At 71.1% G+C, this 13266-nt stretch carries 12 protein-coding genes; 6 read left to right on the plus strand and 6 right to left on the minus strand.

Features of this window, described 5'->3' with window-relative positions; all coding sequences use genetic code 11:
- Positions 1–73: 73 nt before the first annotated feature.
- Complete coding sequence (locus tag KHU32_RS03070; RefSeq protein ID WP_213668556.1) at positions 74–817, minus strand: SDR family NAD(P)-dependent oxidoreductase; 744 nt, start codon at positions 815–817, stop codon at positions 74–76.
- A gap of 190 nt (positions 818–1007) precedes the next feature.
- On the opposite strand from KHU32_RS03070, the gene KHU32_RS03075 reads away from it, so the two are divergent.
- From KHU32_RS03075 to KHU32_RS03085, 3 genes are read left to right on the plus strand one after another with little or no spacing between them, the layout of a single operon-like run.
- Entirely contained in the window at positions 1008–2126 is a 1119-nt protein-coding gene (locus tag KHU32_RS03075) for an efflux RND transporter periplasmic adaptor subunit (RefSeq protein ID WP_213668557.1), read from the plus strand.
- Between the two features lie 4 nt (positions 2127–2130).
- Positions 2131–5250, plus strand: coding sequence for an efflux RND transporter permease subunit (locus KHU32_RS03080; protein ID WP_213668558.1), 3120 nt, complete (start codon positions 2131–2133; stop codon positions 5248–5250).
- A gap of 4 nt (positions 5251–5254) precedes the next feature.
- Complete coding sequence (locus KHU32_RS03085) at positions 5255–6475, plus strand: TolC family protein (protein ID WP_213668559.1); 1221 nt, start codon at positions 5255–5257, stop codon at positions 6473–6475.
- Positions 6476–6518: 43 nt separating this feature from the next.
- Here KHU32_RS03085 and KHU32_RS03090 read toward each other — a convergent pair whose 3' ends face one another.
- The 5 genes from KHU32_RS03090 to KHU32_RS03110 all read right to left on the minus strand — a co-directional run bounded on the left by KHU32_RS03090 (position 6519) and on the right by KHU32_RS03110 (position 10958).
- Positions 6519–6791, minus strand: coding sequence for a hypothetical protein (locus KHU32_RS03090; protein ID WP_213668560.1), 273 nt, complete (start codon positions 6789–6791; stop codon positions 6519–6521).
- Between the two features lie 150 nt (positions 6792–6941).
- The gene (typA, locus tag KHU32_RS03095; RefSeq protein WP_213668561.1) at positions 6942–8786 is read right to left on the minus strand and encodes a translational GTPase TypA; all 1845 of its coding nucleotides are present in this window, start codon (positions 8784–8786) and stop codon (positions 6942–6944) included.
- A 249-nt stretch (positions 8787–9035) separates the two neighbouring features.
- Positions 9036–9497 carry a YybH family protein gene (locus tag KHU32_RS03100; protein WP_213668562.1) on the minus strand — a complete coding sequence of 154 codons (462 nt, stop codon included), beginning with the start codon at positions 9495–9497 and terminating at the stop codon, positions 9036–9038.
- A gap of 7 nt (positions 9498–9504) precedes the next feature.
- The gene (locus KHU32_RS03105; protein WP_213668563.1) at positions 9505–9984 is read right to left on the minus strand and encodes a hypothetical protein; all 480 of its coding nucleotides are present in this window, start codon (positions 9982–9984) and stop codon (positions 9505–9507) included.
- Positions 9981–10958 carry an adenosine kinase gene (locus tag KHU32_RS03110; protein ID WP_213668564.1) on the minus strand — a complete coding sequence of 326 codons (978 nt, stop codon included), beginning with the start codon at positions 10956–10958 and terminating at the stop codon, positions 9981–9983. Before KHU32_RS03110 ends, KHU32_RS03105 begins: the two co-directional genes overlap by 4 nt.
- A 215-nt stretch (positions 10959–11173) precedes the next feature.
- Between KHU32_RS03110 and KHU32_RS03115 the strand changes: the two genes are divergently transcribed.
- The 3 genes from KHU32_RS03115 (at position 11174) to KHU32_RS03125 (ending at position 13248) form a co-directional block, all read left to right on the plus strand.
- A complete protein-coding gene (locus KHU32_RS03115) occupies positions 11174–11677 on the plus strand; it encodes a bactofilin family protein (protein WP_347265501.1) in 504 nt (167 codons plus the stop codon).
- 66 nt (positions 11678–11743) lie between these two features.
- Positions 11744–12250 carry a hypothetical protein gene (locus KHU32_RS03120; protein ID WP_213668565.1) on the plus strand — a complete coding sequence of 169 codons (507 nt, stop codon included), beginning with the start codon at positions 11744–11746 and terminating at the stop codon, positions 12248–12250.
- 77 nt (positions 12251–12327) lie between these two features.
- Positions 12328–13248, plus strand: a complete 921-nt coding sequence (locus KHU32_RS03125; RefSeq protein WP_213668566.1) for an AEC family transporter — start codon at positions 12328–12330, stop codon at positions 13246–13248.
- Positions 13249–13266 lie beyond the last annotated feature (18 nt).

Genomic DNA, 13266 nt, shown 5'->3' on the forward strand with positions numbered 1-13266 from the left:
GCGAGATGCCTCATGAAATCATGGAAGCGGGCATTCCGCGAGGCGCGGATTTGTCGCGTCGCCCGCGCGCGCCCTACTCCTTGTGCACGCGCAGCGGGCCGAAGGCCTGGCCCACCGGCATCATCTGCAGGGTGTTGATGTTGACGCGCGGCGGCAGCGTCGCGACCCAGTGCACCGCCTCGGCGATGTCGTCCGGCAGCAGCGGATCGGTCCCGGCATAGACGCCGGCCGCCTTCGCATCGTCGCCGAAGCGGACATTGCTGAACTCCGTGCCGCCGACGAGGCCGGGCTCGATATCCGTCACCCGCACCTTCGTGCCCCAGAGGTCGGCGCGCAGGTTCAGGCTGAAATGGCGCACGAAGGCCTTGCTGGCGCCATAGACGTTCCCGCCCGGATAGGGGAATTCACCCGCCGTCGAGCCGATGTTGATCACGTGGCCGCGGTTGCGCGCCACCATGCCCGGCAGCACCGCGCGGGTGACGTACATCAGCCCCTTGATGTTGGTGTCGACCATGCGGTCCCAGTCGTCGAGGCTGGCGTCCTGCGCGCCGCTGAGGCCGAGGGCGAGGCCCGCATTGTTCACGCAGACGTCGATCTCCGCCCATTCGGCGGGAAGGGAGGCGATCGCGCTCGTCACCGCCTCGCGGTCGCGCACGTCCAGCACCAGCGGCAGGACATTTTCGCCGAGCTCCGCCCGCAGGGCCTCGAGGCGCTCCTCGCGCCGTCCCGCGGCGATGATCTTCGCGCCGTCGGCGGCGAAGCGCCGGGCGATGGTAAGGCCGAAGCCGGCCGTGGCGCCGGTAACCAGGATGATCATGTGAAATCCGCTCCGTTCAGTTTCACGAAAGCTATCATTCAGCGCCCGTAAATCCCCCCCCACCTATCGACGTGGGGCGGGGAATTTTGATTTCCGATTCGTGAACGAATTTCAACGTCAGCAATCAGGACGTCGAGGCACGCGCCGCATCCTCGGGGGGAAACCGGGACAATAAATTCGGGAGTACGTGATGCCCTTGGCCATCGCGCGCCGTTTCTGCGCGCCTCTTCTCATCGCCCTCGCGGCGCCCGCCTTGGCTCAGCCCGGCACGTCCGACGTGTCCATCCGCCTCGACGAGCGCCAGCTGCGCGTCGGCGCCTTCGAGTTGGTCAATCCCGAACCCGAGAGCGGCCCCGCGGAGATCGCGCTGCCGGGGGTGGTGGTCGTGCCCCCCATGCAGCTGCGCGTCATCGCGGCGCCCGCCGCCGGCCTGCTGGAGACGCTCACCGTCTCGCCCGACGAAACCGTCCAGCGCGGCCAGGTCATCGCCCAGCTCCGCAGCACCGAGCTGGTGGAGGCGCAGCGCCTCTTCCTCCAGGCCGTGACGGCGCATGACCTGGCTGCCGAGAAGCTCCGCCGCGACGAGCAGCTGCACCGCGAGCGCGTCATCGCCGAGCGTCGCCTGATCACCACCCGCGCGGAAGCCATCGCCGCTGGCGCCGCGCTCGACGAGCGCGTGCAGCTGCTGCACCTCGTCGGCCTCAGCGACGAGGAAGTGGAGCAGCTGCGGCGGACGCGGCGGATCCAGCCCTCGCTCTCCGTGCGCAGCCCGGTGGCCGGCGTCGTGCTCACGCGCGTCGCCACGGCGGGGGAGCGCGTGGCGCAGGCGGCGCCGCTGGTCACCATCGGCGACCTCCGGGTGCTCTGGATCAACGCGCAGGTGCCGGTGGCCCGCGTGCCGGCGCTGGAGGACGGCGCGCGCGTGCTGGTGCCCGCCCAGGGCGCCGAGGGCCGGGTACTGCGCATCGGGCGCTCGGTCGACGCCGCGACGCAGAGCGTGGTGGCGGTAGCGGAGATGACGGGGGGCACGAACGCGCTGCGCCCCGGCCAAGCCGTCACCGTGGCGCTGGAGCTGCGCGGCAATGGCGGCGGGCAGTTCCGCGTGCCGGCCGGCAGCGTCGTCCGCCATCGCGAGCGCAGCTGGGTCTTCCTCCGCATTCCCGAGGGCTTCCGCGCCCGCCCGGTGACCGTGCTGAACGAGACCGCGCAGTTCACCTCGATCCGCGGCGAGCTCTCCGCCACGGATCAGGTCGCGACGCGCGGCATCCTGGCCCTGCTGGGCGAGCTTTCCGACCTGGACGAGAGCTGAGGCCATGCTCGCACGCCTCGTCGAGCTCGCGCTGCGCCAGCGGCTGCTGGTGCTCATCCTCGCGGCCGGCCTCGCCGTCTGGGGTTTCCGCTCCTACCAGGGCCTGCCCATCGACGCCTTCCCCGACGTCTCGCCGACACAGGTGCTCGTCTCGCTGCGGGCGCCCGGCCTGGCACCCGAGGAGCTGGAGCAGCGCGTCACCAGCCCGATCGAGCAGATGATGCGGGGCATCCCCGACCTCGTCTTCATGCGCTCCACGACGCGCTTCTCCGTCACGCTGATGACCTTCGAATTCTCCAACGGCACCGACATCTTCTGGGCCCGCGCGCAGGTGAACGAGAGGCTGCAGCAGGCCATGGGAGACCTGCCGGACGGCGTCTCGGGCGGGCTGGCGCCCATCGTCACGCCGCTGGCCGAGATGCTGATGTTCACGATCGAGGGCGAGAACATCACGCCCATGGACGCCCGCACCCTGATGGACTGGGTGGTGCGGCCGGCCCTGCGCTCCGTGCCCGGGGTGGCCGACGTGAACGTGCTGGGCGGCTTCGTCCGCACCTACGAGGTGATCCCGAGCCCGGCGGCCATGGCCGCGCGCGGCATCTCCACAGCCGTGCTGCGCGAGGCGCTGGAGCACAACAACCGCAATGACGGCGCGGGCCGCGTCCGCGACGGCGAGGAAGCGCTGCTGGTCCGCGTCGAGGGCCGCATCCGCAGCCTGGAGGATGTGCGCTCCATCGTGCTCGCCGCGCGGCCGAACGGCGTGGTGCGCGTGGGCGACGTCGCGGATGTGCGCTTCGGCGCGCTGCCGCGCAACGGCGTCGTCACCCGCGACGGCGAGGGCGAGGCGGTCTGGGGCATCCTGCTCGGACTGCGCGGCGTGAACGCACGCGACGTGGTGGAGGGCGCCCGCGCCCGCTTTCCCGAGATCGAGCGGCAGCTGCCCGAGGGCGTGCGCCTCGTCACCTTCTACGACCGCGCGGACCTCATCGGGAAAGCGGTCTGGACCGTGCAGAAGGTGCTGCTGGAGGCCATCGCGCTGGTGGTCGTGCTGCTGCTGCTCTTCCTCGGCAACTGGCGCGCGGCGCTCGTGGTCTCGCTGAGCCTGCCGCTGGCCGTGCTCGTCACATTCGGCGTCATGTCGCTCTACGGCCTTTCCGCGAACATCATGTCGCTGGGCGGCCTGGCCATCGCGATCGGCCTGCTGGTGGATTGCGCGGTCGTCGTCGTGGAGAACACGGCGCACCGCCTGTCCGAGCAGCCCACCAACCCCACGCTGAAGCAGCGCCTCAGCCTCGTGGGCGAGGCGACGCGCGAGGTGATGGTCCCGCTGGTCTCGGGCATCATCATCATCCTCGCTGTCTTCGTGCCGCTGCTCTCGCTGCAGGGGTTGGAGGGGCGACTCTTCGGGCCGGTGGCGCTGACCATCGCCTTCGCGCTGATCGCCGCCCTGGTGCTGGCGTTGACCATCGTGCCGGTCATGTGCGCCTTCCTGCTGCGCGGCGGGCATGCCCGCGAGCCCTGGCTCGTCCGCAAGATGCACGCGGTCTACGACCCCTTCCTGGAATGGGCCATGCGCCGGCCGCTCTGGGTCGGCGGCACCGCCGTCACGGGCCTTGTGCTGGCCGGGCTGGCCTTCTCGCAGGTGGGCAGCATCTTCATTCCCGTGATGGACGAGGGCACGCCCGTCATCACCCTGCGCAAGCATCCCACCATCAGCGTCGAGGCCGCGGCCGAGATGGATCTGCGCATGCAGCGCGAGATCATGACGGCGGTGCCGGAGGTGCGCGGCATCATGGCCCGCGCCGGCGCCGACGAGCTGGGCATCGACCCCGTCGGCCTCAACGAGACGGACATGTTCCTCACCATGGCGCCGCCCGACGAATGGCGGCCCGAGATGCGGGCGGGCGGAATGCCCGCGCTGATGGAGGCGATCCGCCAGGTGATGGAGAGCGTCCCGGGCATCACTTTCTCCTTCAACCAGCCCATCGACATGCGCGTGCAGGAGATGATCATCGGCTCGCGCGGCGACGTGGTGATCAAGGTCATCGGGCCCGACCTCGAAGAGCTGAACCGCATCGGCCGCGACATCGCCGCCGCCGTGCGCGACATCCGCGGCAGCTCGGATGTCTTCGCGCTGCGCAACGGCGGCATGGCCTATCTGACCGTCGAGGTGGACCGCCTTGCGGCCGGCCGCGTCGGCCTCAATGCCAGCGACGTGCAGGATGCGCTGCGCGTCTGGGTGGATGGCCGAAACGTCGGCGTGGTGCTGGAGGGCGACCGCCGCATCCCCGTGCTGCTGCGCGGCGAGGCGGGGCTGCGCGGCTCGGCCGTCGGCCTCTCGCGCGTGCAGATCGCGCTGCCGGGCGGCGGCACCGTGCTGCTGAGCCAGGTGGCCGACATCCGCGAGGAGGACGGCCCCGTGCAGGTCATCCGCGAGCAGGCGGACCGCTTCGCGACGGTGCTGACCAATGTGCGCGGCCGCGACATCGGCGGCTTCGTCGCCGAGGCGCAGGCGGCGGTGGCGCAGGGCGTGCAGCTGCCGCCGGGCTACCGCCTTATCTGGGGCGGGCAGTTCGAGAACCAGCAGCGCGCCATGGCCACGCTCTCCATCGTCGTGCCGATCGCGCTGGCGGCGATCTTCCTGCTGCTCTTCCTCACCTTCGGCTCGGTCCGGCAGGCGACGCTGGTCTTCTGCAACGTGCCCTTCGCGCTGATCGGCGGGATGATCGCGCTCTGGGCCTCGGGCGAGTTTGTCTCGGTGCCGGCCTCGGTGGGCTTCCTCACGCTCATCGGCATCGCGGTGCTGAACGGCGTGGTGCTCATCAGCTACATCAACCGCCTCGTCGCCGAGGAAGGGCTGGAGCTGCAGGCCGCCGTGCGCGAGGGCGCGCGGCGCCGCATGACGCCGGTGACGCTGACGGCCTCCATCGCGGCGCTGGCACTGGTGCCCTTCCTCTTCGCGACGGGGCCGGGCAGCGAGATCCAGAAGCCGCTCGCCATCGTCGTCATCGGCGGCCTGGTGACGGCGACGGTGCTGACCCTGGTGCTGCTGCCCATCCTCTACGAGCGCTTCGCCCTTCCGAAGGCGAAGGCGCCCGCCCCCTCCTCGGCGCCGGCGGAGTGACCCCATGAAGATCCTGATGCTCGGCGCGGCCCTGCTGCTGCCCCTCGCCGCCCATGCCCAGAATGCCGCCCCGCGGGGCCGTGCGGCCGCCACTGCGACGCAGAATGGCTCGCTGTCCCGGCACCTGGAGGCCGCGCTCGCCTTGGATGCCAGCCTGCGTGCCCTGGAGGCGCAGCAGACGGCGGCCGGCGCGCGCGGCGTCACCGCACGGTCGGCGATCGCGGGCCCACCCTCGATCAGCGGCTCCTTCCGTTCGGACACGCGTGGCCCCCGCGACCAGCGCGAGATGGAGATGGACTTCTCCGCCCCCCTCTGGCTGCCCGGCCAGCGCGGCGCGCTGAGCGGCACGGTCACCTCCTCCGTCGCCGAGTTCGGGCAGCGCATCGCGCTCCGCCGGCTGGAGGTCATGGGCCTGCTGCGCGAGGCCTGGTGGGAAGCCGCCGAGGCGCGCCGCAGCGTGCAGTTTGCGCGCGGCCGGCTCGGCACCGCGCGCGAGATCGCACGCGACGTCTCCCGCCGCGCCGAGCTCGGCGACATCCCGCCCACCGAGGCGCTGCTGGCGCGCAACGAGACGCTGGCGGCGGAGCTCGGCCTCGCCCAGGCCCAGGCCCAGGCCGACCAGAGCGTCGAGGCCTATCGCGTGCTGACCGGCGGCCTGGAGCCCAACCTGCCCGTGGAGGTCGTGCGGGCGCGCCGCGCGCATCACCCCGCCCTGCTGGCGGCGGAGGCCACCCTGGCCCATGCGGAAGCGCGTCAGCGCCTGGTCGCCGCGACGCCGCGCGACAACCCCGAGCTCGGCACCTTCCTGCGGCAGGAGAACGGCGTCGGCACCAATGACGCGACGAGCATCGGCCTGCGCTTCCGCCTGCCGCTCGCGACCGAGGCGCGCAATGCACCCCGCCGCGCCGAGGCGCAGAGCGAGGTGACCCGCGCCGTCGCGCTGCTCGCCCAGGCCCGACGCCTGGTAGAAGCGGAGGTCGCCCGCGCCCGCGCGCAGCTCGCCGCGTCGGAGCAAACGCTGACGCTGGCGCGGCAACGGCTCTCGGTCGCGAACGAGCAGGAGCAGATCGCCCTTCGTGCCTTCCGCAGCGGTGAGACCGGCACCTTCGACCTCTACCGCGTGCGCCAGCTCCGGCTGGAAGCCTCGAACGAGGAAGGGCGCGCGGGGATCGAGGCGAATCGCGCCAGGTCGCGCCTGAACCAGGCGATGGGCGTGGTGCCCTAAAAACGCGAAAGGGCGGACCCTGCGGCCCGCCCTTCCTTCACGCTCAGCGCCAGCCGTACTGGCGATAGGGGCGGTGCGGCGGGGTGTTCCACCCGTAATGGCGCGGCCGCGGCGGGGGCGGCGCGTAGTGGCGATGCGCATGCCGCGGCGGGACGTAATGCGGCGCCCGGTGGCCATAGGGCTGATGCACCTGAGTGATGGCGTTGCCGACCACGACATGCGGCGCGCGCGTGGCGGCCTGGGCCGCGCCATCCGTGGGGGCGAACCCCAGAAGGAAGGGAACGGCCAGGGCGGCGGCAATGAAGAATTTCGGCATCAGATCCTCCCTCGAAGGAATTTCGATCGAGGGAAGGATCGGGTCCGCCCAAGGCCGGTTCGGGGCTGGATTACCGCCGAACCAAGGCAGGACGTAACGGCGTGAATCACGCCGACACAAAAAAGGCGGGGCACGAGGCCCCGCCTTTTCTCAGGCCGCTTCGCCCTTGACCGGCAGGCCTTCGGCCTTGCGGCTCATGCGCTTGCGGTCATGCGGGTCCAGGTAGCGCTTGCGGATGCGCACGACGGAGGGCGTCACCTCCACCAGCTCGTCGTCCTCGATATAGGCAATCGCCTGCTCGAGGCTCATGCGCCGGGGCGGGATCAGCAGCAGCGCATCATCCTTGCCGGCGGCGCGGATGTTGGTGAGCTTCTTCTCCTTCACCGGGTTCACTTCCATGTCGTCGCCACGGGAGTTCTCGCCGATGATCAGGCCCTCATAGACCTTCTGGCCGGGATCCACGAAGAGCGTGCCGCGCTCCTGCAGCGCGAAGAGCGCGTACTGCGTCGTCTCGCCGTCCACGTTGGAGATCAGCGAGCCGTTGCGGCGACCCTCGATCGTGCCGGCATAGGGCGCGTAGCCGTGGAACAGGCGGTTCATGATGCCCGTGCCGCGCGTGTCCGTCAGGAACTCCGAGTGGTAGCCGATCAGGCCGCGCGACGGCATGATGAAGGTGATGCGGGTCTTGCCACCGCCCGAGGGGCGCATGTCCTGCATCTGCGCCTTGCGGAGCGACAGCTTCTCGACGACGACGCCGGTATAGGCCTCGTCCACGTCCACCAGCACCTCCTCGAAGGGCTCCTCGCGGACGCGGGTCTCGGGGTTCTCCCGCATCAGCACCCGGGGGCGGCCGATGGTGAGCTCGAAGCTCTCGCGGCGCATGGTCTCGATGAGCACGCCCAGCTGCAGTTCGCCACGGCCGGCCACCTCGAAGGCGTCCGTCTCCTCGCTGTCGCGGATGCGGATGGCGACGTTGCCCTCGGCCTCGCGGTGCAGGCGGTCGCGGATCTGGCGCGACGTCACCTTCTTGCCCTCGCGGCCGCCGAGGGGGCCGTCATTGACGCGGAAGGTCATGGCCAGCGTCGGCGGATCGACCGGGATGGCGGGCAGTGGCGTGGGCTGCTCGGGCGAGCAGATCGTGTCCGGGATGGTGGTGTCGGACAGGCCGGCAATGGCGATGATGTCGCCCGCATGCACCTCGTCCACCGGCACGCGCTCGAGGCCGCGGAAGGAGAGGAGCTTGGAGAGGCGGCCGGTCTCGGCCACCGTGCCGTCGGCGCGCAGCACCTTCACCGGCATGTTGAGGCGGGCGGTGCCCTGCTCGATGCGGCCGGTCAGGATGCGGCCCAGGAAGTTGTCGTATTCCAGCAGCGTCGCGTTCATCGCGAAGGGCGCGTCCGGCAGGACGGTCGGCTCCGGGACGTGGTTGACGACGAGCGAGAACAGCGCGTCCAGGTTCTGGCGCGGGCCTTCCATCGTCGTATCGGCCCAGCCCTGGCGGCCCGAGGCGAAGAGCATCGGGAAGTCGAGCTGCTCGTCGCTGGCGTCGAGGCTGGCGAAGAGGTCGAACACCTCGTCATGCACCTCATGGGCGCGCGCGTCCTGGCGATCGACCTTGTTCACGACCACGATGGGGCGGATGCCGCGGGCCAGCGCCTTGCCGAGCACGAACTTGGTCTGCGGGAGGACGCCCTCGGCCGCGTCGACCAGCAGGATCGCGCCGTCGACCATCGAGAGGATGCGCTCCACCTCGCCGCCGAAATCGGCGTGGCCAGGGGTGTCGATGATGTTGAGCTTCACGCCCTGCCATTCGACGGCCGTGCACTTGGCCAGGATGGTGATGCCGCGCTCACGCTCCAGGTCGTTGCGGTCCATCGCCCGCTCGGCCACCTGCTGGTTTTCGCGGAAGGTACCGGATTGCTTGAGGAGCTGGTCGACGAGGGTGGTTTTACCGTGGTCGACGTGCGCGATGATCGCGAGGTTACGCATGGACATGGGTCAGGTTTCCGGGCGTGGCTGAGCCCGCGCGCGAAGTTGCCCGGGCGGCGTTGACTTATCGTGTCGATGTTGCTGCGGCGCACACATAGGGGCTGCGCAACAAAATTGCCAGCGGCAATCGAACGCCGCGGCATCGGTCTGGAACATGGCTCGGCCGCGTGCTCGACGAATCGGGGGCGGGATATCAGGCGCCCCCGGAACGATACCAGTTTGGCATGCGGCGGGACGAATCGCCCGCCGCGGAAGCTACCGCGCCTTCACCGGGCGGTTGCCGTGGCTGTCGGCGGGAACGCCGCGCGCGAGCGACATGTGGCTGTGCACCGCGAGCCAGCCCTCGGCGCCCGGCACCAGGATCAGCGTGGTGCGGCCCGGCCGGTCGAAGGGCGTGCCGTCGGGCGCGTAGCCCGTGGAGGTGAAGGGCGCGATCGCCACCGCCATCCGCCCGTCCGGGCTGGCCAGGACGCGCGTGACGTCGAGCCGGAAGCGGAAGTCGCTCGTCTTCGGCCAGACGCTCTCCCACTGGCGGTCGCGGAAGGGCTCCAGCCCCTCCACCAGCGCCTGCACCGTCCCGAAGGCGATGATGCGGGGGTGCCAGAAGGGATAGGCGCTGCGGTAGTCCACCTCGCGCACCGTCGCCGCGAAGCGGTCGAGCCAATCGAGGATGGCGTCGCGAATCGGGGCGGGGGCGTCGGGAAGGTCAGGGGTCATCGGCATCTCAGCGCGGCTGGCGGCTGGGCCGCAGGGGACGGTCGATCGCCGCCAGGGCGGCCTCGATCTCGCGCTGGGCGGAGGCGCGGTCATTGCCCAGGATGGCGGCGCGGGCGCGGGCGATATGACCGATGGGGCCGCCGCTCACGGCCTCGCCGGCGCGGGCTGGCGAGGTGTCGCGGGTCAGCAGGCGGGTCTCTGCACGCTCCAGGAACTCGTTGGCCGGACCGGCGCGGCCGGTGCGCAGCGCGGTCAGCGCGCCCCGCAGCTGGCCCGCCGCATCGTCCAGGCTGGCCGCATCCACCTCGGCCTGGTCGCGCCGCTGGGCGGCCACGCCGGGCGGCTGGTCCGGATTGGCGCGGGAGCGCTGCAGCTCACGGACCGAATCGGCCTGCGCGAGCTGGGCGATGGTTTCGAAACGGCTGCCGCTATGCGCCTGGGCCAGGGCCGGCACCAGCAACGCGGCAAGGACGAGGATGCGGATCATCGCACGAGCTCCTTCAGGTCCACCTGCGGCCGCGCCCCGTAATGGCTGATGACCTCGGCCGCGGCGATGCTGCCCCAGCGTCCGGCTTCCGGCAAGGAGAGGCCACGGGCCCAGGCCGCCAGGAAGCCGGCCGCATAGGCATCGCCGGCGCCGGTGGTGTCGACCACCTTCGTGGGCTGCGCGGCGACCAGGTGCCGCGCGCCGCCGGAGATGATCACGGAGCCCGCTTCGCTGCGGGTCAGGGCCGCGATCTCGACCTCACGCGCGGCCTGGGCGGCGGCGGCCTCGAAGTCGTCGGTCTCGTAGAGCGCCAGGATCTCCGCCTCGTTGGCGAAGAGGATGTCGGCCTCCTCCTTCACGAAGGCGCGGAAGGCATCGCGGTGGCGGCCGACGCAGAACGGGTCGGAGAGGGTGATCGCCACCTTGCGGCCGGCGGCATGGGCGGCGCGGGCGGCGGCACGGAAGGCGGACTGGGCCTCCGGCGGGTCGAAGAGGTAGCCCTCGAGATAGACGACCTTGGCGCGGGCGATCTCGGCCGCGTCTACGTCCTTCTCGCCGAAGGTGACGCAGGCGCCGAGGAAGGTGTTCATCGTCCGCTGGCCATCAGGCGTGACCAGGATGAGGCAGCGCGCCGTGGGCGCCCCGCCGGTGAGCGGCGGCGTGGGGAAATGCACGCCCACCGCCCGGATGTCATGGCCGAAGACCTGGCCGAGCTGGTCGTCGGCGACCTTGCCCAGGAAGCCCACCTTCGCACCGAGCGCCGCAGCCACCGCGCAGGTATTGCCGGCCGAACCGCCCGAGCTCTCGACGCCGGCGGGCATGGCGGCGTAGAGCGCCTCGGCCTCGTTGGTGTCGATGAGGCGCATGCTTCCCTTGGACAGCCCCTGCTCCACGATGAAGGCCTCATTCGTGGGGGCAAGGACGTCCACGATGGCATTGCCGATACCGAGGATATCGAGCGTGGGAGAGGTCATGCGGGGCCGTTTCCTGTTGCGTCGCGGCGGAAGGCGTAGCCGCCAATCCCGCGGATGGCAAAGGCCCGGACGATAATTTGCAGCCCGGCGTTGCCCCGGGTAGGTGCCGCGTTATAAACTCCCCTCAACGCCCAGAACTTGTAAGGATTGCCAGCATGTCGATCTTCGGCCGTAAGAAGGATGACGGTTCTGAGGCTCAGGGGCCGCAGGAATCGGTGAGTGTTCCGACGGCCCGCGACGCCGAGCTGACGATGCCGACCTATCGCGCCCCCTCGGCGAACAGCGCGCCCGTGGGCATGCCGCCGAAGCCCGGCGCCGCCCCGACCCGCCCCGGCATGCCGGCCACGGCCCCCGGCGCCGCCCGCTCGCCCCGCCCCGAGGGCCAGACCGAGCGCCGCACGCTGATCGTCGGCCGCGGCATCAGCCTCCAGGGCACGGTGGCCGATGCCGAGCGCCTCGTGGTCGAGGGCACGGTCGAGAGCCAGATGATCCAGGCGGCCGAGCTGTCGGTGACGCAGACCGGCGTCTTCCGCGGCGAAGTGCAGGTCGAGGACGCCGAGATCGGCGGCCTGTTCGACGGCACGCTGACGGCGCGCGGCAACCTCATCATCCGCTCCACCGGCAAGGTGAAGGGGATGGCGCGGTACAAGAAGCTTTCCGTCGAGGAAGGTGGCCAGATCGTCGGCAGCATGGAGATGCTGCAGGGCGAGGGTACCTGAGCCGACTTCGATCCTGAGGCCCGCCCCGTTCGGCGGGCCTTAACCCTCTTTCTGGATGTTCGCGCGATGCCGCGCTGGATCCTGCTCCTGCCCCTCTTCCTTCCGGCCTGTGCCGGGGAGCCGGATCGCGAGGTCGAGGCGGCCCGCGCGTCCCTGGCCTCGCAGCAGGCGAGCCTGGCCGCGCTGATCGGGCGGCCCTCAGCGCCGCCTCGCGCCCCGGCGCCCAACAGGGTGCCGGGCCGGATTGCCGGCTCCTCACGCCCCTCGGTGGCACCTCACGCCGCTTCGACGCTGCTCGGCGCCTCGCCGGAATCGGTGCGGGCCGCGCTCGGCGAGCCCATGCTCCAGCGCAGCGAGGGGCCTGCCCAGGTCTGGCTCTACGCGGGCGGGGGCTGCCAGCTCGACATCGTCATGTATCCCTCTGACGCCGGGCCGCGCGTCGCGCATGTGCAGGCGCGCGCGGGCGGCCTGGCCCAGCGCACCGAGACCTCCTGCCTGCGGGACCTGGCGGGACGTGGCTCCTCGCACCAGGCGCCGGCCCCTGAGGCCCCCCCCGTCGAGCTCGGCGCGTGAGCCTGGCGTGACGGGTCCTTTCCGCGCCGGGGCGGCGTTCCCCTGCCCGCGCGACCGTCGCTGACAATCGAGGCCCCGTGCTCCCCTATATCGATGCCTTCGTGCCCTGCTTCGGGCTGCTCGCGCTCGGCGCGCTGCTCAAGCGGCGCCTGCTGCGCGAGGAGATCATCTGGGCCGGCATCGAGCGGCTGATCTTCTGGGTCCTGCTGCCCGCGCTGCTCGTCGCGGCCATCGGCTCGGTAAAGCTCGGCGAAGTGCCGATCCTGGGCATGCTGATCGCCATCTGGGTGGCGCTCGGGCTCGGGACCCTGCTGTCGCTCGGCATCTCGCGCTATTTCGGCCAGGGCCATGCGGCGATGACCAGCGTGGTGATGGGCGGCATCCGCTTCAACAACCTCATCGGCTTCGCCGTTGCCGGGGCCATGTTCGGCCTGCCGGGGATCGCGCTGGGCGCCGTCTCCTCCGGGCTGATCGTCCCCTTCGTGCAGTTCGTGAGCAACGCCGCCTTCGCCTCCGAGAAGGGCTTCCGGCCCTGGCCGATCCTGCGGCAGATCCTGACCAATCCGCTGATGCTGGCCTGCGCCCTCGGCTTCGCGGTGGCGGCGGCCGGCGGCCTGCCGCCGGGCGTGAAGCCGCTCCTCGAATCGCTCGGCCGCGCCTCCGTGGCGCTCGGCCTGCTGGCCGTCGGCGCGGCGCTGTCGGTCGGCGCGATGACGGACCGCATGGCGCTTCAGCTCACGACCACCTTCCTCAAGCTGGTGATCGTGCCCGGCCTTACCCTGGCGATCTGCCTCTGGCTGGACCTGGCGCCGCTGGCGACGCTCATCGCCGTGCTCTTCATGGCCCTGCCCACGGCCGCGACCTCCTATGTGATGGCCCGCGCCATGGGCGGCGATGCGCCGCTGATGGCGGCCATCACCTCCTGGGAGCATTTCCTCTCCATCCTCACGCTGCCGCTCTGGATGCTGGCGGTGAAGGCGATCACCGGGCTGGGCTGAGGTCGCGGCAACCTCCTG

The sequence above is a fragment of the Roseococcus pinisoli genome (genome assembly GCF_018413645.1).
Lineage (GTDB): Bacteria > Pseudomonadota > Alphaproteobacteria > Acetobacterales > Acetobacteraceae > Roseococcus > Roseococcus pinisoli.